This window comes from Streptomyces sp. CB02400 (genome assembly GCF_001905725.1).
GTDB classification, from domain to species: Bacteria; Actinomycetota; Actinomycetes; order Streptomycetales; family Streptomycetaceae; genus Streptomyces; species Streptomyces atrovirens.
The window spans coordinates 214040-240291 of sequence record NZ_LIWB01000016.1; the positions used below are offsets into that span (position 1 = coordinate 214040).

Sequence of the window (26252 nt, forward strand, 5' to 3'; positions counted from 1 at the left end):
ACCTGCCTCCCCGAAGACACCGAAGCCCACGTCGTCCCCGCCCAGCGCAAGGACCGACCCGAAACCCTCGCCCTCACGCAGGCCCTCGCCCACCTCCACACCCAGGGCCGGGCCATCGACTGGCCAGCCCTGTTCGCCCCGAGCCAGGCCAACCCCGCCCCCCTGCCCACCTACGCCTTCCAGCACCAGCGCTACTGGCTGCCCGCGACGTCCGGGGCCCGGACGGAGACGGACATCGTCGCGGCGGGGCTCACGCCCGCCGACCACGCCTGGCTGACGGCGGTGGCCACGCTTCCGGACAACGACGGTCACCTGCTCAGCGGGCGCCTTTCGCCTCGTACGCACACCTGGCTCGCCGACCACGCGGTGTTCGGCGGGACGTTGGTGCCCGGCACCGGCCTGGTGGACGTGGCGCTCGCGGCCGCGCGAGCCGTGGGGGCCGCTCGGGTGAGCGAGTTGACCCTGGCCAAGCCGCTCGTGGCGGACACGGCGGTGCGGCTGCAGGTCCGTGTCGAAGGCCCCGACGAGCACGGGCACCGCGCCCTGGCGGTCTACAGCCAGGCCGAGGACACGCCGGACCCGGGCGCGTGGCAGCTCAACGCGACCGGTGAGGTCGCCGACGCCGCGGCCGCGGACGACGGCGTGCGGGCGGCGCCGGAGCTGAACGGCTGGCCCGTCCCGGACACCGACCCGGTCGACCTCGGCGGCTTCTACGAGGGCCTGGACGCGCAGGGCTTCACCTACGGTCCGGCGTTCCGCGCCCTGGAGGAACTGCGCACCCGGGGCAGGGTGGCGTACGGGCGGGTCGTGCTGCCGGAGGCGGCGGGCACGACCGAGGGATACGGAGTGCATCCGGCGCTCCTCGACGGCGCGCTGCACGTGCTCGCCGGGATCACGTCGGCGGACGACCGGCCGCAGGGCGACGCGGTGGTCCTGCCGTTCGCGTGGTCGGACGTGGAGCTGTACGCGACCGGAAGCACCGAGCTCCGGGTGCGGATCGAGCTTCTGGAGCCCGAGGACCAGGCTCCGGTGGCGTCCGTCCTGGTGACGGACGCCGAGGGAACGCCGGTGCTGCGAGCCCGTGCGCTCAGGATGCAGCGGGCGACGGCACAGCAGTTGCGGGCCGCCCGGGACACCGGGGCGGAGCACCTGTACCGCCTGGACTTCCAGCGGATGCGCCTGGAGACGGACGCGCGGCCCGGAACCGGCGGCGAGGGGCTGCTGGTGCTCGGCGACGGCGCTGTCGCCGAGGCGCTCGGGGTGACGGCCGCCGAGACGCTCGCCGAGGGTGCCGCGCCGCGCCGCCTCGTCGTGGACCTGACGGCGGACAGGACCGGTGACCCGGCCGCTGACGCGCGGGGCGCGGCGGCGGACGCGCTCGCGCTCGTCCAGCGGGTCCTGGCCGACGAGCGCCTGCACGGCACCGAGGTGGTGTGGGTGACGCGGGACGCCGTCGCCGCCCGCCCGGAGGACGGGGCGGGCGCCCTCGCGGACGCCGTCGTGTGGGGTCTGGTGCGCACCGCACGGGCCGAGCAGCCGGAGCGGCTGCTGCGCCTGGTCGACGTGGGCACGCAGCCGCTGGATCCCGCGCTGCTGCACGCCGCGCTCGCCGCCGACGGCGAGCCGGAGCTGGTGCTGCGCGGCGACGGCGGGTACGTGCCGCGCCTGGTGCGCGCCCAGGGGACGGGCACCGCGGTGGCGGTGCCCGCCGGGGACGCGCCGTGGCACCTGACCGTCCGGGAGAAGGGCCGCCTGGACGCGCTCACCGCCGTGCCGGTGGACCGGTCCGCGCCGCTGGGCGCCGGGGAGGTGCGGGTGCGGGTGCGCGCCTCCGGCCTGAACTTCCGTGACGTGCTCAACGCCCTGGACATGGTGCACGCGCCGGAGCTCGGACTCGAGTTCGCCGGTGACGTCGTGGAGGCCGGCCCGGACGTGACGCATCTGCGGGTCGGCGACCGGGTGATGGGCCTGTCCGTCGCCACGTTCGGCACCGAGGTGCGTGCCGACGCCCGTGTGGTGGCCCGCGTCCCCGAGGGTCTGGGCTACGCGCAGGCGGCGACCGTGCCGCTGGCGTTCCTCACCGCGTACTACGCGCTGACCGATCTGGGCGGGCTGCGCGCGGGCGAGAAGATACTCGTGCACGCGGCGGCCGGCGGTGTCGGCATGGCCGCCGTCCAGCTGGCCCGGCACCTGGGTGCCGAGGTGTACGGCACGGCGAGCGAGGGCAAGTGGCCGGCGCTGCGCGCCCTGGGCCTCACGGACGACCGCATCGCCTCCTCGCGCGACACCGGCTTCGCCGAGAAGTGGCGCGGGCAGGGCATCGACATCGTCCTGAACGCGCTCACCGGGGAGTTCGTCGACGCCTCGCTGGGGCTGCTCGGCGAGGGCGGCCGTTTCCTCGAGATGGGCAAGACCGACGTCCGCGACGCCGACGAGGTCGCCGCCGCCCACGCCGGGGTCCGCTACCAGGCGTTCGACCTGATCGAGAGCGGCCCGCGGCGCATCCGGGAGATGTTCGCGATCCTCACCGAGCTGCTGGCCGAGGGGGCACTGGCGCCACTGCCGTACACGGCCTACGACCTGCGGAACGCGCCCGACGCGCTCCGGTACATGGGCCAGGGGCGGCACACCGGCAAGCTGGTGCTCACCGCGCCGCGGCCGCTGGATCCGGAGGGGACCGTCCTGATCACCGGGGGCACCGGTGAACTGGGCCGGGCCGTCGCCGAGCGGCTGGTGCGCGAACACGGCGTGCGTCACCTGGTGCTGACCGGCCGCCGGGGTCCGGACGCGCCCGGCGCGGACGCCCTGGCCGCGTCCCTGGAGGAGGCGGGCGCGGCCGATGTGCGGATCGTCGCCTGCGACGTGGCGGTGCGCGACCAGGTCGCGGCCGTCCTCGCCGACGTGCCCGGCGACCGCCCGTGGACGGCCGTGCTGCATCTGGCCGGAGTGATCGACGACGGCATGGTGGCGGGGCAGAGCGCCGAGCGGCTGGCGGCGGTGTTCGGCCCGAAGGTCGACGGCGCGGTGCACCTGCACGAGCTGACCGCGGACCTCGATCTGGCCGCGTTCGTGCTGTTCTCCTCGGCCGCGGGCACACTCGGCTCGCCGGGCCAGAGCAACTACGCCGCGGCCAACGCCTTCCTGGACGCGCTCGCCGCGCACCGCCGCCACCGGGGCCTGCCCGCGGTGAGCCTGTCGTGGGGCCTGTGGGCGCAGCACGGCACCGGTATGACCGCGCACCTGGGCGAGGCCGAGCTGGCCCGGATGCGCCGCCAGGGCGCCCATCCGCTGACGCTCGCCGAGGGTCTCGACCTGCTCGACGCGGCGCTGCGCCGTCCCGAGCCGCACCTGGTTCCGGTGAAGTTCGACCTGGCGGCGCTGGGGCGTGGCGCGGGCGTGCCCGCGCTGCTGCGGGCGCTGGTCCGGCCGCGGGCCGGGCTGCGGCAGGCCGCGCGGTCCGCCGGCGCCGGCACGTCCCTGCGGGACCGACTCGCCGCCACCGCGGACGCGGAGCGCGGGCAGGTGCTCACCGAGGCGGTACGGCGTGAAGTCGCCGTCGTCATGGGCGTGTCCGGGGCGGACGGCGTCGGCTCCGATCAGGAGCTCAAGGAGCTCGGCATCGACTCGCTGATGGCGGTGGAGCTGCGCAAGCGCCTGTCCGACATGACCGGTGCCGCGCTCCCCTCCGACCTGGCGTTCAGCCATCCCACACCGCGGGCCATCGCCCTGTTCCTGCTCACGGAGGCGTTCGCCGACCTGGGCGCTCCCGCCGGGACGCCCGCGAGCCGGGCGGCCGGTCCCGAGCTGCCCACTCTGGCGCGGGCCGAGGGCGCCACGACGTACCCCGCCACGCACGGACAGCGCCGCCTGTGGTTCATGGAACACCTGCACCCGGGCTCCGCGCAGTACAACTGCGTGCTCCGGCAGCACACCGCCCGGCCCCTCGACCCGGACGTCCTGGCACGCGCCGTGGCCTGGGTGGTGGACCGGCACGAGTCCCTGCGCACCACGCTGCGCGCCGAGGGCGGCGACGTCGTACAGGTCGTGCACCCGTCCCTGACGGTGCCGCTGGTGCACGAGGACCTGTCGCACGCCGGCGAGGAGGCCGTGGCGGCACGCCTGCGCGAGGAGGAGCTGGCCCCGTTCACGGTGGACGGCGGGACGCTGCTGCGGGGCCTGGTCCTGACCCTGCCCGGCGGGGGGCAGCTGCTCTGCTTCGTGCTGCACCACGCGATCACGGACGGCTGGTCGTCGGGCATCTTCCTGCACGACCTGTACGAGGCCTACCACGCGCTGCGTGACGGCCGCGATCCTCAGCGGCCGCCGGTGGAGCACCAGTTGGGCGACTACGCGCTGTGGGAGGACCGCTGGGTGCGTGAGGACCGCTTCGCGCCCGCGCTGGACTTCTTCGGCGGGGAGCTGGCGGGCGTGCCGCGTCTGGAGTTCCCGCCCGGCCCGCCGGGCGCGTCGGACAGCGGCACGGACGGTGACGCCGTGTACTTCACGGTGCCGGCCGGTCTGCGCGACGCCGTGGAGAGCCTGGCCACCACCGCGAACGTCACCCCGTACACGGTGCTCGTGACCGCTTACGCGGTGCTCCTCGAGCGCTACTGCGGTCAGGACGACTTCGCGGTCGGCACGGTGTGGGGCAACCGGCAGGTGCCCGGCACGGCCAACCTCGCCGGGTTCCTGGCGAACACGCTGCCCCTGCGCTGCGACCTGAGCGGCGATCCGACGTTCACCGGGCTGCTGGCCGCGATGCGGTCGCGGGTCCTGGGCGTCCTGGAGCACCAGAGCGTGCCGCTCACGGAGATCGTGCGGACGGCCGCCGGTGAGCGCACCGGCGAGGAGAACCCGTTCTTCCGCGCCGCGTTCAACTACATCAGCGCGTCGGCGCCGGCCCTCGGGGAGGGCGAGGACGCGTGGACGCGGCCCGCCGCGGGCAGCGCGCTCGGCAACGTCCGGGGCGCCGCGAAGTTCGAGCTGGGCCTGACCCTGGTCTCCGACGAGACGGGGCTGCGGGGCGAGCTGGAGTTCCAGTCCCACGTCCTGGACCGGGCGGCGGCGCGGCGGATGACGGAGAACTTCACCGCGCTGCTGGACTCGGTGGTGCGGGACCCGAGCACTCCCGTGGGACGGCTGGAGGCACTCGGGCGGAGCGAGCTGGCCCTGCTCCGGGAACGGGCCGGGACGGTCACGCCCGAGCTGACCGACGCGCGCACCGCCCTGGAGAGGATCCTCGACCAGGCCCGCTCCACCCCGGACGCGGTGGCCCTGGTGCACGGCGAACACCGCCTGACGTACCGGGAGCTGGTGTCCCGTGCGGGCTCGGTGGCACAGCGTCTGCGGACCCACGAGGTCGGTGCGGACGTCCTGGTGGGCGTGCACGCGCCGCGCTCGGCGGCGTTCGTGGTGCTCGCCCTGGGCGTGTGGCTGGCCGGAGGCGCGTACGTGCCGATCGACCCGGCGTACCCGGCGTCACGCATCGAGCACGTGGTGCGGGACAGTGGCATGCGGGTCGTCCTGACCACCCCCGGTCGTCCACTGGCCGTCGACGCCGACGGCCTGGAGGTGCTGTCCTTCGACGCCGTCGCCCCACCCGGTGCGGACGCCGAGGTGCCGGAGGCGCTGCCGGCCCTGTCGGACCTGGCCTACGCCATCTACACCTCCGGTTCCACGGGCACCCCCAAGGGCGTCCTGCTGGAACACGCCCAGTTCGCCAACTTCTGCACCGCCATGGACGACCGCGTCGGCGGCGGCCCCGGCCGCACCTGGCTCGCGGTCACCAGCCCCTCCTTCGACATCTCCACCGTCGAACTGCTGTGGACCCTCACCCGCGGCTACCGGGTGATCGTCGCCGACGGCACGGTGGCCGACTGGGGCCGCTACCGCGACGCCGCGCCCACCCACCTGCAGTGCACCCCGTCCCTGGCCCGCATGCTGCTGGCCGACCGCGACGGCCGTGCCCTCCTCGGCGGCCTGGACCGGCTGCTGGTCGGCGGTGAGGCCCTCGACCGGGCCCTGGCCAAGAAGCTGCTGCGGCACTGCGCCGGCCGGATCACCAACATGTACGGGCCCACCGAGACCACCGTGTGGTCCTCCGCCTGGACCCTCGAACCGGGCGAGGTCTCCCTCGGCGAGCCGCTGCACGGCAACCGCCTGTACGTCCTGGACGCGCACCGGCGGCCCGTCCCCCAGGGTGCGCACGGCGAGCTGTGGATCGGCGGCCACGGCGTGGCCCGCGGTTACCACCACCGCCCGGAGCTGACCGAGGAGCGCTTCGCCCCCGACCCGCACAGCCCCGTGCCGGGCGCGCGGATGTACCGCACCGGTGACATCGTCCGCTACCGCCCCGACGGAACCCTGGAGTTCTGCGGACGCACCGACGCCCAGATCAAGCTCCGCGGTCACCGCATCGAACTCGGCGAGATCGAGTCGGTCGCGGGTGACCACCCGGCCGTGCTGGAGTGCGCCGCGATCGTCCGCGAGGACACCCCCGGCGATCCGGCCCTGTTCCTGTACTGGACACCCGCCGCCGGCACGGCCGACGGCACGGACCTGCGCGACCGTCTGGCCGGGCGGCTGCCCGCGTACATGGTCCCGGCCCGTCTGGTCCGCATGGCGGAGCTGCCCCACACCCCCAACGAGAAGACCGACCGCAACGCCCTCAAGGCCCTTCCCCCGCCCGCGCTCGACTCCGTCGCCGGGGCGACCGGTGCCGGCTCCGCCGGGGCGGGGCACGCGACGGACCCGGCGCAGGCGGTGGAGGACGTCGTCGCCCGTGCCTGGCAGGCCGTGCTCGGCCTGCCCCGCGTCGACCGCGACACCGGGTTCTTCGAACTCGGCGGCACGTCCATGTCCGCACTCAACGCCCACCAGGCGATCTGCGCGGAGCTGGGCCGCGAGTTCCCGCTGGCCACCGTCTTCCGCCACCCCACCGTGCGCAGACTGGCCGCGCACCTGAGCGGTACCGGCACGTCCACCGGCCCGGCCGCCCGCGCGGCCCGGCACGCGTCCGGTGATCCGGCCGAGGACGCCGTCGCCGTCGTCGGCCTGGCCTGCCGCCTGCCCGGAGCGCCCGACGTCGACTCCTTCTGGCAGGCCCTGCGCGAGGGCCGCGAGCTCATCAGCCGCTTCACCGAGGCCGAACTGCGCGAGGCCGGCGTCCCCGAAGCCCTGCTCACCCACCCCTCGTACGTCAGGGCCAAGGGGTACGTCGAGGACGTCGACCGGTTCGACGCCGGCTTCTTCGGCTACTCCCGTACCGAGGCCGAGGCGATGGACCCGCAGCACCGGCTCTTCCTCGAATGCGCCTGGGAGGGCCTGGAGAACGCGGGCATCGTGCCGCAGGAGTTCGACGGCCCGATCGCCGTGTTCGGCGGCTCCGGGTCCGGCGGCTACCAGCAGCACGAGATCAAGGACCTGTCGTCCTTCTTCCGCAACATGGTCGGCACGAAGGGGGACTTCCTGGCGCCGCGCGTCGCGCACAAGCTGAACCTGCGCGGGCCGGCGCTGAACGTGCAGACCGCCTGCTCCACCGGTCTGGTCGCCACGCACCTGGCCCGCGAGAGCCTGCTGCGCGGCGAGTCGGACATCGCCCTGGTCGGCGCGTCGTCGGTGTCCGTGCCGCTCAAGAACGGCTACCCGTACCAGGAGGGCATGGTCGTCTCGCCGGACGGCAGCTGCCGGGCCTTCGACGCGGACGGCGCCGGCACGGTGTTCGGTGACGGCGTCGGCGTGGTGGTGCTGCGCCGCCTCTCCGACGCGCTCGCCGCGGGCGACACCGTCTACGCGGTGGTGCGCGGCAGCGCCATCAACAACGACGGCTCCGACAAGGTCGGCTTCACCGCACCGAGTGTCGCCGGGCAGGCGCAGGTCATCGCCACCGCACAGAGCACCGCGGGCATCAGCGCGGACAGCGTCGGCTTCGTCGAGGCGCACGGCACCGGCACCGCGCTCGGCGACCCCATCGAGGTCCAGGCACTGCAGGAGGTGTTCCGCGGCGGCGAACGCGACGAGCCGTGCGCGCTCGGCTCGGTGAAGACCAACATCGGCCACACCGACACCACCGCCGGGGTCGCCGGACTCATCAAGACGGTGCTCACCCTGCACCACCGGGAGCTCGTGCCGACCCTGCACTTCAAGCGCCCCAACCCGGACATGGACCTGGACCCGGACCTGTTCTACGTCAACACCGAGACCAAGGAGTGGGTCGGGGACGGGCCGCTCCGGGCGGGTGTCTCCTCGTTCGGCATCGGCGGCACCAACGCCCACGTCGTCCTGGAGGAGGCGCCGGCGCCGATCGTGGACGAGTCCGCGGCGGACGGGACGGACGGCGCACTGCCCGTCGTCCTGTCGGCGCGTGACACGAACGCGCTGCGGGCGCAGGCCGCCCGCTGGGCCGACTGGCTCGGCACCCACCCCGAAGTGCCGCTGCGGCGCGTCGCGGTGTCGGCGGCGACCCGCCGCGAGCACTTCACCGCGCGCGCGTCGGTCACGGCGGCCACGGCCGCCGAGGCGGGCGCGGCACTCGCCGCGCTGGCCGAGCGCCGCTCGCACCCCGCCCTGGACGAGGGAACGGCCGCCGACCGCCGCGTCGTCTTCGTCTTCCCCGGCCAGGACACCGAGTGGGCCGGAATGGGCCGTGACCTGCTGGAGCAGTCCGAGGTGTTCGCGCGGGCCGTGGCCGAGTGCGACGACGCGTTCGCCCCCTTCACCGGCCGCTCCATGACGGAGCTGCTGCGCGAGGGGGACGGCACGCAGTGGTCGGACCTCGGCATCGTCCAGCCGCTGCGCTTCACGATGTACGTGGCCCTGGCGGCCGTGTGGCGCTCGCTCGGCGTGGAGCCGGCCGCCGTGGTCGGCCACTCCCAGGGCGAGGCCGCGGCCGCGGTGGTCGCGGGAGCCCTGACCCTCGAGGAGGGGGCGCGTGTCATCGCGGCGCGTTCCGCCGCCATGCAGCGGCAGTCCGGCTCCGGCCGGATGGCGGTGGTGGAGCTGCCGCCGGACGAGGCGCGGACGTGGGTCGCGCAGTACGAGGGCACCGTGTCGGTCGCCGCGGTGAACACGCCGCGTTCGGTGACGGTCTCGGGTGACGCCGACGCCGTGGACGACCTGCTGTTCCGCCTCGACGACGAGGACATCGCATGCGGTCCGCTGGAAGCCCGGATGGCAGCGCACAGCCACCACGTGGATCCGGTCCTGCCCGTCCTGGCGGAGGAACTGGCCGGGCTGCGGCCGCGCGCGGGAGAGATCCCCGTCTACTCGACCGTCACCGGCGACCGGGTGCGGGGTGAGGAGCTCGACGCGGCGTACTGGTGCCGCAACCTGCGCGAGACCGCCCGCCTGGACCTGGCCCACCAGCGGCTGCTGGCGGCCGGCTTCGACGTGTTCGTGGAGGTGAGCCCGCACCCGGTGCTGCTGATGCCGCTCACCGACGGCGCCCTGTACGCCGGGTACGACCAGACCGTCACCGTGCCGACGCTCCAGCGCGACCAGGGGAGCCTGGCGCAGGTGCTGCGCGGCGTCGGGCGGCTGCACGTGCACGGCGCCGACGTCGACTGGGCGCGGGCGCTGGGCGACGCCCCGGCCGTGCCCCTGCCCACCTACGCGTTCCAGCGCGAGCGGTACTGGGCCGAGCCGGAGACCACGCCGGAGCGGGCCGTGCCCGCCGCGACCGACGCGTTCTGGCAGGCCGTGGACGACGGCGGCGCCGACCGGGTCGCGAAGATGCTGGGCGCTCCCGAGGAACTGCGGGCGGGCATCGCACAGTTGCTGCCCCTGCTGTCGGCGTGGCAGGACGAGCAGAAGGGCCGCTCCGCCATCGCCTCGTGGCTGTACGACGAGGTGTGGCGGCCCGCCGAGCCGGCCGCGTCCCGGCCGGTGGACGGCGACTGGGCCCTGGTGACCTGCCCCGGGCAGGCCGCGACCGCCGGGTACGGCGAGCAGATCGAGCGGGAACTGCGGCTCGCCGGGGCCACCGTGCACCGGATCGACGGCGCCGCGGACCGCGCGGGCCTGGCCCGGGCGTTGCGGGCGCTGCCGAGCGGACTGCTCGGCGTGGTGACGCTCGCGGGTCTGGACGACACGGCGGACGCGCAGGGCGTGACCGGGGGTCTGCGCGGGGTGCTCGCCCTGGTGCAGGCCGTCGGGGACACCGGACGGGCGGTGCCCGTGTGGGCGCTGACCTCGGGCTCGGTGAGCGTCGACGGCGTCGAACCGCTGCCGAACCCGCTGGGGTCCCTGGTGCGCGGCATGGGCCGGGTCGTGTCCCTGGAGCAGCCCCAGCGGTGGGGCGGCGTCATCGACGTGCCGCCGCTGCCGCACGAGGACTGGGCGGCGCAGTTCGTGCGTAGCCTGGGTGCCGGCGACCACGAGGACGAGGTGGCGCTGCGCGCCGGCGGGCGCTTCGTGCGCCGCATGGTGCGCACCGCGCCGCAGCCGGGCGAGGCGGGCTGGTCGACGTCCGGAACCGCGCTCATCACCGGCGGCACCGGCGGCCTCGGCCGGCACCTGGCGCGCTGGCTGGCCGGCCGGGGCGCCACCCGTATCGTCCTGGCGTCGCGGCGGGACCGCGAGAGCGACGAGATCACCGCGCTGCGCGCGGACCTCGCCGCGAAGGGCACCGAGGTGGTGCTCGTGCCGTGCGACGTCTCGGACCGCACACAGGTCGAGAAGCTGATCGCGTCCGCGGAGACGGCCGGGGCGCCGCTGCGCACGGTCGCGCACCTGGCCGGTGTCTCCGCCGCCAAGCCGCTCGACTCGATCTCCGCCGAGGAGATCGGTGTGGAACTGGCGGCGAAGGCGCACGGTGCCCGGCACCTGCACGAGGTGCTCGGGGACCGCCGGCTGGACGCGTTCGTCCTGTACGGCAGCGGCGCCGGACTGTGGGGCAGCGGCCACCAGGCGGTGTACGCCGCGGCCAACACCGCGCTCGACGCGCTCGCGCGGGAGCGGCGCCTGGCCGGGCTGCCCGCGACGGTGCTGCACTGGGGCCGCTGGGCGGTCGACGGCATCCTCAGCGCGGAGGAAGAGGAAAGTGTGCGGGCGCGTGGCCTGATGGCCATGGAGCCGGGCCGCGCGCTGCACGCGCTGGGACTCGCCCTGGACGCCGGCCTGCCGGCGCTGGGCGTGGCCGACATCGACTGGGCCCGGTTCGCCCCGGCCTACAGCGCGGCCCGGCCCCGGCCGCTGATCGGTGACATCGACGACGTGCGGACGGCGCTGGCCGCGGCCGACGCCCCGCTCGACCCGCGGGCCGGTGACGGCCTTCGCGCGGAACTGACCGGCATGGACCGGCAGGAGCGGCTGCGGACCCTGACCCGGCTGGTCAGGACCGAGGTGGCGCAGGCCCTCAGCGTGGAGGCGCACGCGCTCGACGTCGAACAGCCGCTGCCGCAGCTCGGGTTCGACTCGCTCATGGCGGTCACGGTGCGCGGCGCGCTCGCCCGCGTCACCGGCCTGGCCCTCACCACGAACGTCTTCGTCCGGCACTCCACCTGCGCGGCGCTCGGCCGTCATCTGCTCGGCGAGCTGATGGGCGGGGAGCAGGAGCCGCAGGCGGTCGCGGACAGTCCGTGGCTGCGGGTGCTGAAGCCCGCGACGCGGCCCCGCGCACGCATCGTGTGCATGCCCGGCATGGGCGGTACGGCCGGCGGCTACATCCCGCTGATCCGCGCGCTGCCGGAGGGTGTGGAGCTCGTCGGGGTGCAGTTGCCGGGCCGTGAGGCACGCACGGACGAGCCGCCGCTGACGGACATGATGAAGATGGCCGACGAGGTGGCCGCGGCGCTCGCGGACCGCTGCGACGTGCCGCTGGTGCTGTTCGGGCACAGCCAGGGCGCCTGGCTGGCCTGGGAGGTGGCCCACCGGCTCGGACTGCGGCCCGACGAGCCGCAGCTGTCCCTCGTGGTGGCGTGCGCGCAGACGCCGTACGCCGAGGTGTCGGACTTCGTGCGCCGGGCCGGTGTCGCCGCCGGCCGTGACGGTGCCTCGCCGGCCGAGATCGCCGAGGCGCTCGACGGGCTGCTGCCCCGGCAGATCCTCGACAACGAGGAGCTGCTCGTCGAGTACGCGGAGCGGCTGCGGGCCGACACCGAGCTGGGCGCGAGTCACCAGCGCGCCCTCACGGACCTCCGGCGGGAGACGCCGAAGGTCCCGGTGTTCGCGGTCGCCGCCACCGACGACCCGGTGGCGGCACCGCAGGCGATGGAGGCCTGGCGCGAGCTGTCACTCGGGGCGTTCTCGCTGCGCACCATCGCCGGCTCGCACGCCGCGCCGCTGGAGAACGCCGAGGCGATGGTGGCCGAGCTGCTCGCCGCGATCCCGGCGGACGGCGTCTGATCCGCACCTCGCCCGCCCGGGCGGGCGACACCGGTGGCGAGGACCCCGGGCGGACCCTCGCCGGTCCCCCGCGGCTCCTCGCCACCGTGTCCCGCCCGGGACCCAGGTCGTAGTCGAGTACCGCGCGGAGTGGAGTCGACTCCGCGTCAAGTGCGCCGTGATGCCCTTGGGCAGGTGGTTCCACGGCCCCTGATGTCGACGGTTCCCGGCAGCGACCAGCACAGATCCTGGCCGACGCGACCAAAAGGTGTCACATGGGTGTTAACGCAACGGAGGCAGTGGCCGCGGACATCGCGGAGTTCCTGCGCGACGCGGTCGCGGACCTGCTCGGCACGCGGGCGGAGGCGGTCCCCGTGACCGTCGCGCTGCGCGACCTCGGTGTCGACTCGTCGGGTGTGACGCGGCTGGCCGGCGCGCTGTCCGAGCGGCTCGGCCGGGCCGTGCCCGGCCGGCTGCTGTGGCAGCACCCGACCGTGGCGGAGCTGGCCGCGGCACTCGCCGGTGAGCGCGAGCCGGGCCGGCCGGCCGCGGACGGGCGGCGCACCGCGGCGGCCACCGCCGACGAGCCCGTCGCGCTCGTCGGTCTGGGCTGCCGTCTGCCGGGCGGCATCGAGACCCCGCACGCCCTGTGGGAGGCCCTGCTCGCGGGCCGCGACGCCGTCGGTGAGGTGCCCCGGGACCGCTGGGACGCCGACGAGTGGTTCGACGACGACCCGCAGGCGCCGGGCACGATGTCCACGCGCCGGGGCGGCTTCCTCGACGACGTGGCAGGCTTCGACGCCGCCTTCTTCGGGATCTCGCCCGCCGAGGCGGCCCGTATGGACCCGCAGCAGCGCATCGCCCTGGAAGTGGCGTGGGCGGCGCTGGAGGACGCCCGCATCGTCCCCGGCACGCTGGCCGGCAGCCGCACCGGGGTGTTCTTCGGCACGATGTGGCAGGAGTACCACCTGGCGACCGGCGCGGGGCCCGAGACGATCGGCTCGCACTCGGCGGTCGGCTGGGACACCTCGATCGTGCCGGCCCGCATCGCGTACGCGCTCGGCCTTCAGGGGCCGGCGCTCTCGGTGGGCTCGGCGTGCAGTTCGTCGCTCGCGGCGGTGCACATGGCCGCGCACAGCCTGCGCCGCGGCGAGTCCGACATCGCCCTGGCGGGCGGGGTCAGCCTGATGCTGCACCCGCACACCACGGTCGCGATGACGAAGTTCGGCGGCATGAACCCGGCGGGGCAGTGCCGCGCCTTCGACGCGGACGCCGCCGGATACGTACGCGGCGAGGGCTGCGGCGTGCTCGTGCTGCGCCGCCTGTCGGACGCGCTGCGCGACGGCGACCGCGTCTACGCGGTGCTGCGCGGCAGCGCCGTCAACAACGACGGCGCCTCCAACGGGCTGACCGCGCCCAATCCGCGCGCCCAGGCCGACGTGGTCCGGGCGGCCTGGCGGGCGGCGGGCGTCGCACCGCACCAGGTGGGGTACGTGGAGGCGCACGGCACGGGCACCCCGCTGGGTGACCCGATCGAGGCCGCGGCGCTCGGCGAGGTGTTCGCGCCGGGCCGGACGACGCCGCTGCTGCTCGGCTCCGCGAAGACCAACTTCGGCCACCTGGAACCGGCCGCCGGTGTCCTCGGGGTCCTCAAGACGGCCCTCGCGCTGCACCACGGCCGGCTCCCGGCCGGCCTGCACTTCGAACGGCCCAACCCGCTCATCGACTTCGACGGCCTGCGCCTCGAGGTGGTCACGGCCGCCCGCGACTGGCCCGAGGGTCCCCGCCACGCGGGCGTGAGCGGTTTCGGCTTCGGCGGCACGAACGTGCACCTGGCCCTGACGGAGGCCCCGCACCGGCGGCCCCTGGCCGCGCCCGCGGAGGCGGGGGAACGGCCCGGGCAGGCGCCGGCCGTCGCGTTCTGCTTCTCCGGGCACGGCTCCCAGTGGACCGGCATGGGACGCGACCTGCTGGCCGAACCGGCCTTCCGCGCGGAACTCGCCGAGGCCGACCGGGCCGTGGCCGCCGTGACGGGCTGGTCCGTCCTGGACGAACTGGTCGCCGCGGACAGCCGGCTGGAGCGCACCGAGGTGCTGCAGCCCGTGCTGTTCGCCCTTCAGGTGTCACTGGCCCGCACCCTGCGCCGGTGGGGCGTCGTCCCGGACGTGGTGTTCGGGCAGAGCGTCGGCGAGGTCGCCGCCGCCGTCGTCGCCGGCGCGCTCACCCTCGAACAGGGCGCCCATGTGATCGGCGTGTGGTCGCGGCTCGTGGCCGAACGCGCCGCCGGCACCGGGTCGATGCTGGTCTGCGAACTGACCCCGCGGCGGGCCACCGCCCTCGCGCGGGGCCGCGTCACCCTCGCCGGTCACCTCGCACCCGGCCAGGTCTGCCTGTCGGGAACGACGGCCGCGCTCGCGGAGGTGGAGCGGGAACTGTCCGACGCCGGCGTGCGGACGTTCCGGGTGCACATCGACTACCCCTCGCACAGTACGGAGCTGGCTCCGCTCGCCGACGAACTCGTGGCACGTCTGGGCGCGTTGCGTCCGGCGGCGGCCTCGGTCCCCTTCCTGTCGACGGTGACCGGCGACCACCTGGACGGCACGCAGCTCGACGCGCGGTACTGGGCCCGCAACATGTGCCGCCTGATGCTGCTCGACGAGGCCGTGCGCCGGCTGCCCCGGCCACCCGGCCGGGGGCTGCGGGTCGTGGAGATCGCCCCGCACCCGGTGGTGTCCAGGCCCGTGCGGCGCACTCTGGCCGACCGCGCGGACGGTCCGGCCGACGAGGCGGGGGTGCTCGCCGCGTGCCGCCGGGACCGGCCCGCCACCGAGACGCTGGAAGAGCTGCTGCACGCCCTGTGGCGCGACGGCGTCGACGTGGACTGGGCCGCGGTCACCGGCGCCGCCGGCGCCTCGCCGCAGGCCGGGCTGGCCCGGCCGTGGGTGCTGTCCGCGAAGACCCCGGCGGCGCTGCGCGCCCAGGCCGCGGCCCTCCACGACCACGTCCGCGACCGTCCCGGGCTGTCCCCCGACGACGTCGGTCACTCCCTGGCCACCACGCGTACGGCGTTCGCGCACCGCGCGGTCGTGGTCGCGGACGACCGTGAAGGCTTCCTGCGGGGCCTCGCCGCGCTGGCCGCGGACCGCGACGCCCCCGGTCTGGTCACCGGTGACGGCGGCGAGCCGGCCGACCCGGACCACGGCTGTGTCCTGGTCTTCCCCGGGCAGGGCGCGCAGTGGGCCGGCATGGCCCGCGAACTGCTCGACCGGTCACCGGCGTTCGCCGACGCCTACGCCGCGTGCGCGCGGGCCCTGGGCGAGTTCGTCGACTGGTCGCCGACCGAGGCGCTCACCGACGAGGACGCCCTGCGGCGGGTGGACGTGGTGCAGCCCGTGCTGTGGGCGGTGATGGTGTCACTGGCCGAGCTGTGGCGCGCCCACGGGGTGCGGCCCGCCGTCGTGGTGGGCCACTCCCAGGGCGAGATCGCCGCGGCCTGCGTGGCCGGGGGCCTCTCCCTGCGGGACGGTGCCCGCGTCGTGGCGCTGCGCAGCCAGGCCATCGCCCGGTCCCTCGCCGGCCGCGGCGGCATGGTGTCGGTGGCCCTGCCGCGCACCGAGGTCGAGCGGCGCATCGCGCGGTGGGACGGGCGCCTGTCCGTGGCCGTGGTCAACGGCCCGGGCCTGACCGTGGTCTCCGGCGCGCCCGACGCCCTGGACGAGCTGATGGAGCGGTGCGCCGCCGAAGACGTACGGGCCCGGCGCATCCCCGTCGACTACGCCTCCCACTCCGCCCAGGTCGACACCCTGCGCGAGGAACTGCTCGCGGTGCTGGCGCCGATCCGGCCGCGCTCCGCCGGAACGCTGTTCTTCTCCACGGTGACCGGCGGCCTGCTGGACACGGCGGAGCTGGACGCCGACTACTGGTTCCGCAACCTGCGCACGACCGTGGAGTTCGAATCCGCCGTCGCCTCCCTCGCCGAGCGCGGACACCGCCTGTTCGTGGAGTCCAGCCCGCACCCGGTGCTGACCCTGGCGGTCGAGGAGACGGCGGGCGCGGCGGGCGCCACCGCGCTCGGCACCCTGCGCCGCCGCACCGACAGCGCCTCCCGGTTCCTGACCTCGGCGGCCGAGGCCTGGGTGCGCGGCGCCGACGTGGCGTGGCAGGCGTCCTTCACCGGCAGCGGCCCCGGCGGGCCGCGCACGGTCGATCTGCCTCCGTACGCGTTCCAGCGCAGGCGCCACTGGCTGGACCCTGTCGAGGGCTCGCCCGCCACGATCCCGGCGGCCTCGGGCGCGGACGACTCGGAGTTCTGGTCCGCGGTGGAACGCGGCGACCTGGACGCGCTCACGGCGTCCCTGGACGTCGGCCCGGCCGCGGGCCTCGGCGAGCTGGTTCCCGCGCTGTCCGCGTGGCGGCGGCGCACCCGCGCGACGGCCGGGGTGCGCGACTGGCGGTACGAGATCACGTGGAAGAAGGTCACCGGCCCCGTGGGGCCACCGCCCGCCGCGCCCTGGCTCGCGCTGCTGCCGGCGGGCGAGGCGCGGGCCGCCGAGGTGCTGCGCGGCCTGACCGACGCCGGTGCCGATCTGGTTCCGGTCGTGCTCGGCGACGAGGAGCGGGAGCTGACCGCGAAGGCGCTGCGCACGGCGTGCGAGGACCACGCGGCCCGCTCCGGGCAGGAGTTCGCCGGTGTGCTGTCGCTGCTCGCCCTCTCGACGGGCAGCGACCCGCGGCACGACTCGGTGCCCGCCGGATACACCGCGACGCTGCGGGCCGTCCAGGCGCTCGGCGACATCGAGCTCACCGCCCCGCTGTGGTGCGTGACCCGCGAGGCGGTACGGACCGGACCCGGCGACCTGGCCGTCGACCCCGCCCAGCGCATGGTCTGGGGGCTGGGACGGGTGGCCGCGCTGGAGCACTCCGACCGCTGGGGCGGTCTGATCGACCTGCCGGACTCGCCGGACGCGGGTGTGTGGCGGCGCCTGGCCGCACTGCTGAACGGCGACGGCACCGAGGACCAGGTCGCGGTGCGCACCGACGGAGTACGGGTGCGCCGCCTGGCCCGGGCCGGGGAGGCGCCGCGCCGCACCTGGCGGCCCTCCGGCACCGTGCTGGTCACCGGCGGCACGGGCGCGCTCGGCCGCCGGGTGGCGCGCTGGCTGGCCGAGCAGGGCGCCGAGCGCCTGGTGCTGACCAGCCGTCGCGGCCCGGACGCGCCGGGCGCCGGTCGCCTCGTCGAAGAGCTGAGGGCGCTGGGTGCCGACGCGGTCGTGGAGGCCTGCGACGTGGCGGACCTCGAAGCGCTGCGCGCCGTCCTGGACCGCGCGACCGCGCACGGACCGCTCACGGCGGTGCTGCACACGGCGGCCGTCCTGGACGACGCCACGGTCGACGCGCTCGACCCCGGGCAGGTGGAGCGGGTCCTGCGCGTCAAGGCCCGGGGCGCCTGGAACCTGCACGAGCTGACCCGGTCGCAGGACCTGTCGGCGTTCGTGCTGTTCTCGTCGTACGGGGCGACCGTCGGCATCCCCGGACAGGGCAACTACGCGCCCGCCAACGCCTACCTCGACGCGCTCGCCGAGCTGCGTCACCTGCGGGGACTGCCCGCCACCTGTGTGTCGTGGGGTGCCTGGGGCGGCGGCGGGCTGGCCCGCGGCGCCGTCCGGGGCGTCCTGGAGCGGCACGGGGTGCCCGAGATGGACCCGGATCTCGCCCTGCTCGCCCTGCAGCAGGCCATCGACGGCGGGCGCCCCTGCCAGAGCGTGGCCGACGTGCGCTGGCCCCGGTTCCTGACGGCGTTCACGGCGGCCCGGCCGAGCCCCCTGCTCGCCGATCTGCCCGACGTCGTGGAACTGGCCCGGACCGGCTCCGCGCCCACCGCGGCGGCCGGCCAGGACGGCCCGGGCGAACCGGATCTCCGCCGGCGTCTGGAGGGGCTGCCGCACGGGCAGCGCACGGACGCCGTCCTGGAGGTGGTGCGCGCGCACACCGCGGCCGTCCTCGGCTACGGCCCCGAGGAGCCGTTGGAGGACCGGCGCCCCTTCAAGGAGCTCGGGTTCGACTCGGTGACCGGTGTCGAACTGCGCAACCGGCTGAACGCGGAGACCGGTCTGCGGCTGCCGGCCACGCTCGTCTTCGAGCATCCGACGCCGACCGCGCTCGCCGGCCACGTGCTGGCCGAACTCGGTGTGGGCGCCGCCGCCGAGGCGCGACGGCCGGTGGACGTCGACGCGCTGGAGGCGGCCGTCACGGCCCTGGACGCGTCGGCGCTGGCCCCGGCGGACACGGACCGCCTGTCGGCCGTCTCCCGCGCCCTTCAGGAGATCCTCGCGCGCGCCGGTGACCGGCAGGCGCCCCCGGAGGAACCGCACGAGGCGCCGCAGGCGCTCGACGACGCGTCGGACGACGAGTTGTTCCAGTTCATCGATGAGAAGTTCGGACTCTGACATGGCGAATGAAGACAAGCTGCGCGCCTATCTCAAGCGCGTCACCGGTGAACTGGACACGACGCGGGAGCGGCTGCGGCAGGCCGAGGGCAGGCACCGGGAACCGATCGCCGTGGTGGCGATGAGCTGCCGGCTGCCGGGCGGCGTCGCATCGCCCGAGGACTTCTGGCGGCTGCTCGACGACGGCGCCGACGCCATCGGCCCGTTCCCCGAGGACCGCGGGTGGGACACGGCAGGGCTCTACGACCCGGACCCGGACAACGCCGGCACCGTGTACGCCGCCGCCGGCGGATTCCTCGACGAGGCGGCCGCGTTCGACGCGGGGTTCTTCGGGATCTCGCCGCGCGAGGCCGTGGCGATGGACCCCCAGCAGCGGCTCCTCCTGGAGAACGCCTGGGAGGCGTTCGAGGGCGCGGGCATCACCGTGGAGTCGGTGCGGGACCGGCCGACGGGTGTCTACGTCGGCACCAACGGCCAGGACTACGCGGACCTGATCGGCGACGGCAGCAGTGAGGGGCACGCCCTGACGGGCGCCGCCGCCAGTGTCCTGTCCGGGCGCATCGCCTACGCGCTGGGGCTGCGGGGCCCGGCCCTGACCATCGACACGGCCTGCTCCTCCTCGCTGGTGGCGGTGCACCTGGCGGTGCAGGCGCTGCGGCGGGGCGAGTGCGCGCTGGCGCTGGCCGGCGGGGCCACCGTGATGGCCACGCCGCAGCTCCTCGTGGAGTTCAGCCGGCAGCGCGGCCTGGCGCCGGACGGGCGCTGCCGGGCCTTCTCCGACCACGCCGACGGCACCGGCTTCGCCGAGGGCAGCGGCATGCTCCTGCTGGAGCGGCTCGGCGACGCCCGCCGCAACGGTCACCCCGTGCTCGCCGTGATCCGGGGCACCGCCGTCAACCAGGACGGGGCGTCCAACGGCCTCACCGCACCCAACGGGCAGGCGCAGCAGGACGTGATCCGGGCCGCCCTGGCCGACGCCGGGCTCGGCGCCGCCGACGTCGACGCGGTGGAGGCGCACGGCACCGGCACCCGGCTCGGCGACCCGATCGAGGCCCGCGCGCTGATCGCCACGTACGGGGCGGCCCACACGACGGGCGACCCGCTGTGGCTGGGCGGGGTGAAGTCCAACATCGGTCACACGCAAGCCGCCGCCGGAGTCGCGGGCATCATCAAGATGGTCCAGGCGCTGCGCAACGGCCGGCTGCCGCGCACCCTGCACGCCGAGGAGCCGAGCACCCACGTCGACTGGTCCGACGGCGGGGTGCGGCTGCTGTCGGAACCGGTGCCGTGGACGCCCGGCGAGCGGGTGCGCCGCGCCGGTGTGTCCTCGTTCGGGATCAGCGGCACCAACGCGCACGTCGTCCTGGAGGGGCCGGAGGGCAGCGCGCCCGTGCCGGCACCGGACGCGGCGCCCGCGCGGGACGCCGCCCGCCACCCGGTCGTGCCGTGGCTGCTCTCCGGCCGGGACGAGGCCGCGCTGCGCGCACAGGCGCACCGGCTCGCCGGCCATGTGGCGGACCGGCCCGACACCGACGTGGCGGACGTGGCGTACTCGCTGGCGGCCACGCGCACCGCGTTCGAGCACCGGGCGGTCGCCGTGGGCGGCGACCTCGACGAACTGCTGGGCGCCGTACGGGCGATCGCCGACGGCACCACCACCCCCGGCACGGCCGCGCTGCCGGGCCGGACCGCGTTCGTCTTCCCGGGGCAGGGGGCTCAGCGGCCCGGCATGGGCCGGGAGCTGTACCGGGACTTCCCGGCGTTCGCCGCGGCCTTCGACGCGGTCTGCGCCGAACTCGACCCGCGGCTCGAACGGCCGCTGCGGGAGGTCGTGTTCGCCGAGCGCGGCACTCCCGGGGCGACGCTGCTGGACCAGACCGGATTCACCCAGCCCGCGCTGTTCGCCGTCGGGGTGGCGCTGTTCCGGCTCCTGGAGTCGTGGGGCGTCACCGCCGACTACGTGATGGGCCACTCGGTGGGCGAGCTGGCGGCCGCACACGTGGCGGGCGTGCTGTCCCTCGCCGACGCCTGCGCCCTGGTCGCCGCCCGCGGCCGGCTGATGCAGGCCCTGCCCGCCGGGGGCGCGATGCTCGCCGTCAAGGCGCCCGAGGAGGAGGTGGCGCCGCTGCTCGCCGGCCACGCGCACGCGGCGGGCGTGGCCGCGGTGAACGGTCCCGGCTCGGTGGTGGTGTCCGGGCCCGCCGAGGTCGTCGAAGGCGTGGCCGCCGAGCTGGCCGGCCGCGGCACCAAGACACGCCGGCTGACCGTCTCGCACGCCTTCCACTCGCCGTTGATGGACCCGATGCTCGCCGACTTCGCCGCGGTCGCGCGGCGGATGACGTATCACGCGCCGGTGCTCGGTCTGGTCGGCAACCTCACGGGCGAACTCGTCGTCGACGAGGTGCGCGACCCGGACTACTGGGTCCGGCACGTGCGGGAGGCCGTCCGGTTCGCCGCCGGCACCCGTGCCCTGACGGCCGCGGGCGTGACCCGCTTCGTGGAGCTCGGCCCGGACGGCACCGCCGCCGCGATGGTGCAGGACTGCCTGGCGGACCTGGGTGCCGAGGCCACGACGGGCGTGGTGGCGCTGCTGCACCGGGAGCGCCCGGAGACCGGGACGCTGATCGGCTCGGTCGCCCGCGCGCACGCCCACGGTGCCACCGTCGACTGGGAGCGTTTCTTCGCGGGCACGGGCGCGGACCGGGTGGAGCTGCCGACGTACGCCTTCCAGCGGGCGCGGTACTGGCCCGAGCCGTCGGCCGTCTCGCTCGACACCGCCGCCCTGGGGCTCGCCGACCCCGCGCACCCGTGGCTGGGCGCGCTCACGGCGTCGGCCGACGGCTCCTGCCACATCTTCACCGGCCGGCTCTCGCTCGCCGAGCATCCCTGGATCGCCGACCACACCGTGTTCGGCCGGGCGGTGCTGCCGGGCACGGGGCTTCTGGAACTGGCCTCGGCGGCCGCCCACCGGTCGGGCGCGGCCGGCGTGGCCGACCTCACCCTGGTGGCGCCGCTCGTGCTGCCCGCCGACACGGCGGTGCACCTCCAGGTCGTCGTCGGCGGCGGCGAGAGCGGGCCGCGGACCGTGACGGTGCACAGCCGCGTCGCCGACGGCACCGACGGACCGGACGCCTGGACGCTGCACGCCACGGGCGAGCTGAGCACGGCGCCCGTGGACGCGTCCGCCGGGTTCGCCTGGGCCGGCCGGTGGCCGGTGCCCGGTGCCGAGCCGGTCGCCATGGACGGCTTCTACGAGCGGTTCCAGGAGCAGGGCGTCGACTACGGCCCGGCCTTCCGGGGCACCGCGGCACTGTGGCGGCAGGGCGACACGGCGTACGGCCTGGTGCGGCTGCCCGGCCAGGACCGCGCCACGGACGGGTTCGGGCTGCATCCGGCGCTGCTGGACGCCGCGTTGAACGTGATGAAGGCCGTGCCGGGCGACGACACCGCCGGGCAGGACGGCGTACTGCTGCCGTTCTCCTGGTCGGGCGTCGAGTCGTACGCCACCGGCGCCGGCGAGCTGCGCGTCCGGGTCGGCGTCCGCGACACCGCCACCGGCCGGCACCTGACGGTCGAGGCCGCCGACGCCACCGGCGCCCCGGTGGCCCGTGTGCGGGGCCTGGAGATGCGCCGCGCCACCGCCGCGCAGATCACGGCGGCCGTGACGGACACGGCCGCACGGGACCTGCACGAGCTTCGGCTGCGGCCGGTGACCCGCCCCCGCCCCTCCGCGGAGCGGCCCGCCACCGTCGTCCTGGGCGGCGAGGGCCGGATCGCCGAGGCGCTGAACACCCCGGCGGTGCCCTCCGTCGAGGCACTGTCGGCCACCCTGGACGACGGCACGCGGCCCCGGCGCGTCCTCGTCGACGCGACCGGCCTCGTCGACCGCCCCGACGAGGAGGTGACGTCGGCGGCGGGCGACGCCCTGGCACTGCTCAACCGGCTGCTCGGCGATCCCCGCCTGGACGAGACGGAGCTGGTGTGGGTGACGGACCCGGCACCGGGCCCGTACGACGATCCGGACACGGACACCGGCACCGGCACCGACGCCCGGGGCCTCGCGCCTGCGTCGCTGCGCGGGCTGCTGCGCGCGGCCCGGGGCGAGCACCCGGACCGGTCGCTGCGCACCGTCGAGATCAGCGGCGCGCACGGCGGTCCGGCGGCCGAGTCGCTGCTGAACGCCCTGGACGTGCCGGACGAACCGGAGCTCGTGGTGCGCGGCACGGACCTCTTCGCGCCGCGCCTGGTACGCGCCGAAGCCCCGCCGGCCGGGGTACCGGCCACGCCGCTGGACCCGGAGGGCACGGTGCTGCTCACCGGCGGCACCGGCGAACTGGGACGGGCCGTGGCCCGGCACCTGCTGCGGGAGCACGGCGTACGCCGTCTCGTCCTGACGTCCCGGCGGGGCCCGGACGCCCCGGACGCCGACACCCTGGTGCGTGAACTGACCGGGGCGGGTGCGCTGAGCGTCCGGATCGCCGCGTGTGACGTGGCCGACCGGGACGCGGTGGCGGAGCTGCTGGCCGGCATCGACCCGGCCCACCCCCTCACGGGCGTGGTGCACCTGGCCGGTGTCATCGACGACGGTCTGGTGACGGCGCAGAACGGTGAACGCCTGGCGCGTGTCTTCGCGCCCAAGGTGCGCGGCGCGCTGCACCTCGACGAACTGACCCGGGGCCGGAACCTGGCGGCGTTCGTGCTGTTCTCCTCCGCCGCCGGTGTGCTCGGCACGGCCGGCCAGAGCACCTACGCCGCCGCCAACACCGTCCTGGACGCGCTGGCGGCCCGCCGCCGGCAGCGCTCCGAGACGGCCCACAGCCTCGCCTGGGGCCTGTGGCAGCAGAGCGGAACCGGCATGACCGCGCACCTCGGCACGGCCGAACTGTCCCGGATGCGCCGGCAGGGCATCGCCCCGATGCCCGTGGAGAACGGCCTGCGGCTGCTCGACGAGGCCCTGCGCCGGCCGCAGCCGAACCTGGTGCCGCTGCGGCTGGACACCACCGCGGCGGCCCGCCACCTCGGCGAGGGCGGCGAGGTCGCCCCGGTGCTGCGCGCACTGGTGCGGCGACCGGAACTGCCCAGAGCGGCGGCCGGAGCCTCCGACGCCGGCCCGGCGTCGCTGCGGCAGCGGCTCGAACCGCTGTCCGCGGAGCGCAGGACCCGGCTGGCCACCGAGGTCGTACTGGAGGAGGCCGCCGCGGTGCTCGGTCTGAGCGGCCGCACGTCCGTCCAGGCGGACCAGGTGCTGAAGGAACTGGGCCTCGACTCGCTGATGGCGGTGGAGCTGCGCCGCCGGATCGCCGCACGGGCCGGTGTGCCGCTGCCGTCGACGCTGGCCTTCGACTACCCGACCCCCGCCGCCATCGCCGGACTCGTCCTGACCCGACTGGACCTCGCGGCCGGCCCGGAGCGGACGGCGACGGCCGAGGACCCCGGATCGGTCCTCGCCCGTGTCCTCGACCGGGTGTCGGCGGACGAGATGCAGCGCAGCGGCCTGCTCGACCTGCTGGTGGACCTCGCCGACCGCACGGACGCCCCGGGCCCGGACGGCACACAGGGGAGCCCGGCCGCCCGGCCCGCGTCCTCCTCCGGCACGTCCCGGCCCGCGGAGCGGTCCGTCGACGACATCAACGCGGAGCTCGACGCCCTGCTGGCCTCGGTCGGCGACGAGGCCTTCTGACATGCGCCCGATGCGTCCCGTGCGGCCCCCGCGTACACCCGAACCGTTCTCCGCCCTGCTCGCCCAGAAAGGCTGACCGATGAGCACTCCGTCCTCCGACCGGATGGAAGCCGCCCTGCCCGCGATCCGTCTGCTCCAGAAGCGCGCGGCCGACCTCGAGGCCCAGCGCACGGAGCCGATCGCCGTGGTCTCGATGGCCTGCCGCCTGCCGGGGGGCATCGGAACGCCGGAGGCGTTCTGGGACCTGCTGTCCCGCGGCGGAGACGCGGTCGGCGGCCTGCCCAAGCGGTGGGAGGGCCTGGGCCTGTACGACCCGGACCCCGAGGCCGTCGGCAAGTCCTACGCCCGTGAGGGCGGGTTCCTCGAGGACATCGAGGGCTTCGACGCGGAGTTCTTCGGCATCTCCCCGCGTGAGGCGCAGTCGATGGACCCGCAGCAGCGGATCGTCCTCGAGACGGCATGGGAGGCCCTGGAGAGGGCGGGCATCCGCCCCGGCACCCTCAACGAGTCGCGCACGGGCGTGTACCTGGGCACCATGGGCTCCGACTACGACGCCCTGACCCACTACGACCTGGACGCCCTCGACGGCTATGTGAGCTCGGGCAACGCGAGCAGCGTCCTGTCGGGCCGTGTCTCGTACGCGCTCGGCCTCCAGGGGCCGGCCGTCACGGTGGACACGGCGTGCTCGTCGTCGCTGGTCGCCCTGCACCTCGCGGTCTCGGCGCTGCGCACCCGGGAATGCGGTCTCGCCCTCGCCGGCGGCGTCACCGTCATGTCGACACCGTCGACGTTCGTCGAGTTCAGCCGCCTCAAGGGCCTGTCGGCCGACGGCCGCTGCAAGAGCTTCTCCGCCGACGCCAACGGCGTCGGCTGGGCCGAGGGCGCGGGCATGCTGGTCCTGAAGCGGCTGTCGGACGCCGAGCGCGACGGCGACCGCGTGCTGGCGGTCATCCGTGGCAGCGCCGTCAACCAGGACGGCCGCAGCCAGGGCCTGACCGCCCCCAACGGCCCCTCCCAGCAGCGCGTCGTCCAGGACGCGCTGGCAGCCGCCCGACTGACCCCGGACGACATCGACGCCATCGAGGCCCACGGCACCGGCACGACCCTCGGCGACCCGATCGAGGCCGGGGCGCTCGCGGAGGTCTTCGGACCCACCCGCGCCCAGGACCACCCTCTCTACCTGGGTTCGTCCAAGTCGAACATCGGCCACGCCCAGGCTGCGGCGGGCGCCATCGGCGTGATCAAGACAGTACTGGCGTTGCAGCACGAGACCCTGCCGAAGACCCTGCACGCGGACGAGCCCAGCCCGCACATCGAGTGGGAGGGCTCCGGCCTGGAACTGCTCCAGGAGGCCCGTCCGTGGGTGCGGGGTGAGCGGGTACGCCGCGCGGGCGTCTCGTCGTTCGGCCTCAGCGGCACCAACGCGCATGTGGTGATCGAGGAGGCGCCCGCCGTCGAGGCGGCCGTGGCCTCTGAGGCTCCGGAACTGCCGGTGCCGGTCGTGGTGTCGGGCCGCAGCGAGGCGGCACTGCGGGAGCAGGCGGGCCGCTGGGCCAACTGGCTGGAGGTTCACGACGAGGTCCCACTCGTCGACGTGGCCACCACGGCCGCGCTGCACCGCACGCACTTCGACTCCCGCGCCGCCGTGCTGGCCGCATCACCCGACGAGGCCACGGCTGGGCTCCGAGCGATCGCCGAGGGCCAGCCGCACGAGCAGGCGGTGACCGGCACGGCCCAGCCGCGCGGCAAGACCGTCTTCGTCTACCCCGGGCAGGGCAGCCAGTGGGTCGGCATGGGCCATGACC

At 75.7% G+C, this 26252-nt stretch carries 3 protein-coding genes and 1 pseudogene; all 4 read left to right on the forward strand.

Annotation, left to right across the window (positions count from 1 at the left end; all coding sequences use genetic code 11):
• The first annotated feature begins 273 nt into the window (after window positions 1-273).
• Entirely contained in the window at window positions 274-12342 is a 12069-nt protein-coding gene (locus AMK33_RS31030) for a non-ribosomal peptide synthetase/type I polyketide synthase (protein ID WP_327380117.1), read from the forward strand.
• Window positions 12343-12596: 254 nt separating this feature from the next.
• A complete protein-coding gene (locus AMK33_RS31035) occupies window positions 12597-18767 on the forward strand; it encodes a type I polyketide synthase (protein ID WP_079195034.1) in 6171 nt (2056 codons plus the stop codon).
• A gap of 40 nt (window positions 18768-18807) precedes the next feature.
• A pseudogene (locus AMK33_RS31040) lies at window positions 18808-24447 on the forward strand (type I polyketide synthase); the annotation flags it as partial.
• Window positions 24448-24577: 130 nt separating this feature from the next.
• A partial coding sequence (locus tag AMK33_RS31045; protein WP_443030943.1) for a type I polyketide synthase occupies window positions 24578-26252 on the forward strand: 1675 nt, incomplete at its 3' end.